The 4,851-nt window shown below is 36.5% G+C and carries 4 protein-coding genes; 3 read left to right on the forward strand and 1 reads right to left on the reverse strand.

All coding sequences use genetic code 11. The annotated features are described in order from the left end of the window. Window positions 1–1,047 precede the first annotated feature (1,047 nt). The 3 genes from AFK68_RS10335 (at window position 1,048) to hcp (ending at window position 4,452) form a co-directional block, all read left to right on the forward strand. Window positions 1,048–1,623, forward strand: coding sequence for an IS607 family transposase (locus AFK68_RS10335; RefSeq protein WP_094672632.1), 576 nt, complete (start codon window positions 1,048–1,050; stop codon window positions 1,621–1,623). Next, complete coding sequence (locus AFK68_RS10340) at window positions 1,565–2,725, forward strand: RNA-guided endonuclease TnpB family protein (protein WP_094672633.1); 1,161 nt, start codon at window positions 1,565–1,567, stop codon at window positions 2,723–2,725. Before AFK68_RS10335 ends, AFK68_RS10340 begins: the two co-directional genes overlap by 59 nt. Before the next feature lie 86 nt (window positions 2,726–2,811). Next, window positions 2,812–4,452, forward strand: coding sequence for a hydroxylamine reductase (gene hcp, locus AFK68_RS10345; protein ID WP_094672634.1), 1,641 nt, complete (start codon window positions 2,812–2,814; stop codon window positions 4,450–4,452). 219 nt (window positions 4,453–4,671) lie between these two features. Here hcp and AFK68_RS36575 read toward each other — a convergent pair. Beyond that, window positions 4,672–4,851 (reverse strand): hypothetical protein (locus AFK68_RS36575; protein WP_168186400.1); only part of this gene is annotated, 180 nt, incomplete at its 5' end.

The following is a 4,851-nucleotide window of genomic DNA, read 5'->3' on the forward strand; positions in this document are numbered from 1 at the left end:
GTATTATATAAGCGATTTAACCTTCAAAACCCGCCCGGCCTTAGTTGCATTTATTGATGCCGACCTACTTAAATCATCAATGGTATAGCAATCCTATTTTATTTGTGTATAAAAATCTTACCGCTTTTAGGTATGGAGGGAACAGGCAACAGGGAACAGGTAAGAGTTTCAGTTTTTTTATCTACTTTTTGATTACCCGCAACCTATGCGCGGATTGCTATAGATTTTAAATGGTTGAAATAATTCGATCTTTTGGCTAAATTTTACTATATAAAAAGTGTAATATTTCATATTTTACAAACAAGATATTTATGACAATAAAAAAAAATATTAGTTAGAGACTGTTTGTAAAACAAGTATTAAGAGAGCTGAGAATGACTAAAATCTAAAAGAGGTAAGACTTTAAGAGATTGAAATCGGGTAAATACCAGAGGTGGAAAGGTACATATATTCCTAGATTTTTAAGTTACAAATAGTTGTCTTGATTTCTTCCTTCCTCCATACCTGTTGACAGTTAAGTGTTCCCTGTTCCCTACCTCCTTTTTATATTTCCTGATATATTCAATCTCTTATTAACTTGCATATAATTAGATTTTATTTCCTGGGAAATATAGATTTGAGTGTAAAGGGAGCAGAAAAAAGTCTTAACTTTTACTTGTAAAGCTATACGTCGTGATGTAGCATTAGTGAATTTTTGGAAATGCTTGGTAGGAATTTCTACTTAAAAAGATTTCTTAACTAAGTTTTAATAACAGCCATCACTATTTGAGGCTTATCATAAAAATAGAAGTTCACAGTTAAGTAAAATACAAAATTCTTCATCAAACTCAAAAATTGACTAATTATTGACTTAAGTCAAAGACAAAATTTCTAGTCAGTAACTACAGTAAAAATATAACACTTCTTGCAGAAGTCAGGGAATAGGGAAGAGGGGGGATGAAATTGTTGATTCTATATCTCTAATTGATTTAATTAAAACTTTTGCAAGAGGTTGACAAACAGTTATAAATTTGCTAACATATACTTACATAAGTTCACAAAAGCTATATGAGTTATGTTCCATTGAGAAAGGCCGTAGAAATACTGGGTTTACACCCAAATACATTACGGAAATATGGGGATGAAGGCAAAATCAAAATCATCAAAAACGAAGCCGGGCAAAGATTGTACGATACAAAATCCTACATCATCGGTGCAACTAGAGCTACCACTGTTTGCTACTGTAGAGTGTCATCAAACAAACAAAAAGATGACCTCAAAAGACAAATTGAGTTCATGCAAAACCAATATCCAGAATCAGAAATCATCAAAGATATCGGCAGCGGACTCAACTTCAAAAGAAAAGGTCTTAGAACCATACTGGACAGAATCTTGCAAGGAGATAAGCTCAAAATTATTGTTGCCTGTAGGGACAGACTTACAAGATTTGGATTCGAGCTTATACAATATTTGGTCGAACAAAACGGTGGAGAAATCGTGGTACTCGACCAAACTATACACTCTCCAGAGTCAGAAATGGTCACAGATATTCTCTCAATCATTCATGTATTCTCCTGTAGAATCCATGGCCTCAGAAAGTACAAACAAAAAATCAAAGAAGATTCGGATTTACCTAAGCCGTGAACAAAGACAACTACTTAGGCAGTGGATAGGTACAGCTAGATTTACCTATAACCGTACTGTTGAGTATCTTCAGCAACCTGATACTAAAGCTAATTGGAGAGCAATTAAGGGAGAAATTTTAGGCAATCTTCCTGAGTGGGCTAAACCTGTTCCTTATCAAATAAAATCTATTGCTGTTCGTGATGCGACTATAGCAGTCAGGGAAGCCAAAGCTAAATATTCTCAAACCGGACAATTTCAACAAGTCAGATTCAAGTCTCGTAAGAACCCAGTGCAATCTTGCTATATACCTAAATCAGCAGTATCAGAAGCAGGTGTTTACCATACTCAGCTAGGTCAAATTAAATTCTCTGAAACATTACCAGAAAGTTTTGGAGATTGCAGAATGGTTGTACAACGAGGACAGTATTATCTCTGTTTACCAGTTGATGCACCCAAGCACAAAAGTGAAAATAGGCATCGAATTGTAGCTTTAGACCCTGGCGTGAGAAACTTTCTGACTTTATTTTCTGAAAATAGCTTTGGTTGGATAGGCTCTAATGATATAGGTCGAGTTCAGAGGTTGTGTTACCATTTGGATGATTTAGTCTCTAGGTTAACTAAAGCTAAGTCTAAAACCAAGCAGCGTATGAAAAAAGCAGCTAATCGAATGAGGTCAAAAATCATAAATCTCGTAGATGAGTTGCACCACAAAACTGCTTTATTTTTAGTGCCTCTTTCAGAGGAGCTTCGCTATCAAAACTTTGATGTAATTTTACTGCCGACTTTTGAAGTTTCTCAGATGACAATCAAATCTAACAGGAAACTCAGAAGTAAGTCAGTTAGACAGATGTTAACTTGGGCGCATTATAGGTTTGAAGAATTTTTAAAGCATAAAGCCAACGAATACAAGAAAACCGTTTTAGATGTAAGTGAAGCATATACTAGCAAAACTGTTAGTTGGACTGGTGAAATTCTAAATAATTTAGGCGGCAAAAAAATTGTGACTGGTAGCGATGGATTCCGACTCGACCGCGACTTAAATGGAGCGCGCGGAATCTTTATTAAAAGCGTGGTAGAACATCCTTCTATCACTTTGGGAGATACCCCCTCAATAAGTTAATCTTAATTGTGCATTGTTAACATTTGTTAGCAAAATAGTATCGGTCTATACAGATAAAAACCTACCAGGAGAAAAATATTATGTCTATGTTTTGTGAACAATGTGAACAAACCGCCAGTGGGCAAGGTTGCCATCAATGGGGAGCTTGTGGCAAAAGTCCGGAATTGAACGCTGTACAAGATTTATTAGTTTACTGTCTGCGGGGGTTGGCAGAAGTTAGACTCCAGGCAAAACAATTAAATATTTCTACTAGAGAAATAGATGTCTTTATCTGTGAGTCAATGTTTGCTACAATGACAAACGTTAACTTTAACAAAAAAAGTTTTGCTCAATATATCAAACAGGCGATCGCTCTCCGAGAAAAGCTGAAAGCTCAAATTCCTGAAACTAAATTCTCTCCCCTAGCTCACTACGAACCAGACTACAGTGAAAGTTTATCTCTCCAAGGTGAAAATGTTTCTCTAAAATTTCTTGCTCAGTCTAATAGTAATGTTGATATATTTTCTCTCAAATTAACAGTTATCTATGGTATTAAAGGAGCTGCTTCCTACACATTCCACGCTATGGAGTTGGGAGAAGAAGATGAAAAAATTTATGATTTTATTGCTGAAGCATTAGTTGCTCTGGATAACCAAGACCTAACCCTTGACGACTGGGTAAACCTGGCGTTGCAAGTGGGAGAAATTAATCTCAAAGCAATGGAGTTGTTAGACGCAGGTCATACAAACACCTACGGTCATCCCGTACCTACTGCCGTACCGTTGCATCCCCGAAAAGGAAAAGCAATATTAGTTTCTGGTCACGATATTCGACAACTCGCAGCAATTTTAAAACAAACTACTAATACCGATATTACTATCTATACTCATGGCGAACTTTTGCCTTCCCACGGTTATCCGCTCTTGAAACAACAATATCCTCATTTTTACGGTCATTATGGCACTGCTTGGCAAAATCAGACTAAAGATTTTGCTAAATTCCCGGGTCCGATAGTAGTCACAACTAATTGTTTGATGCCTCCCCATGAAAATTATGAGGATAAATTATTTAGTATAGGTCCTGTGGGATATCCGGGAATGACTCATTTAGATACTACCTCAGATGGTACGCCAGATTTTACTCCCGTGATGGAAAAGGCGTTGTCGATGTCTGGGTTTACTGAGGATGGGGAACCGAAACAGGTAATGGTTGGTTTTGCCCGAAATACAGTTTTGAATGTTGCTGATACTGTGGTTGATGCGGTGAAGCAAGGCAAAATTCGTCATTTCTTTTTAGTAGGTGGTTGTGATGGAGCGAAACCAGACCGGAATTATTATACAGAGTTTGTGGAGAAGGTGCCGGAAGATTGTGTAGTTTTGACACTTGCTTGTGGTAAGTTCCGCTTTTTTGACAAAGAGATGGGTTTAATAGGAGAAATTCCTCGGTTGATGGATGTTGGTCAGTGTAATGATGCTTATTCGGCAATTCAAATTGCTTTAGGTTTGGCAAAAGCGTTTGATGTGGGTGTGAATGAGTTACCCTTGTCAATGATTTTGTCTTGGTATGAGCAAAAAGCAGTGGCAGTTTTGTTGACTTTGTTGTATTTGGGAATTAAGGATATTCGGTTAGGTCCGACTTTGCCTGCATTTATTTCGCCCAATGTGTTTCAGTTGTTGCAGCAAAAATATAACTTACAGGCGATCGCTACTCCGGATGAAGATTTAGCTGCTTGTTTGGGTAGTGGTTGAGATGAATTAGGTTATAGAAACCATTTCGTATTGTTGAGCTTCTCCCACTATTCTTGAAATCTTGACATTGAGCTAATGGAAAAATTTTCAAATACCTAAAGATATTATTAGTGGGACTTAAACAACTTAATAAGCAAAATTAGACCATAATGTTTATAAACCAAGAATTTTACCTCGAAGCTGTCTGAAGTTAAGTGAAAATATGAATGTATTTACTTCTTATAAAGTTTTCGGATCTGTTTTTTCTGGTTTCTCAGAATTCAGTTTTTTTGGTATTGGTGAGGGAATTTCAGTTACTACAACTACAGGAGTTTCAGAAACTAATTGCCATTGAGAAAATCTATATACGCCTAATCCTAGTAAAGGAATAATGAGTAAGACTAAAATATTATCTTTGAT

This window comes from Hydrocoleum sp. CS-953 (assembly GCF_002260545.1).
In the GTDB taxonomy this organism is placed as follows: domain Bacteria; phylum Cyanobacteriota; class Cyanobacteriia; order Cyanobacteriales; family Microcoleaceae; genus Trichodesmium.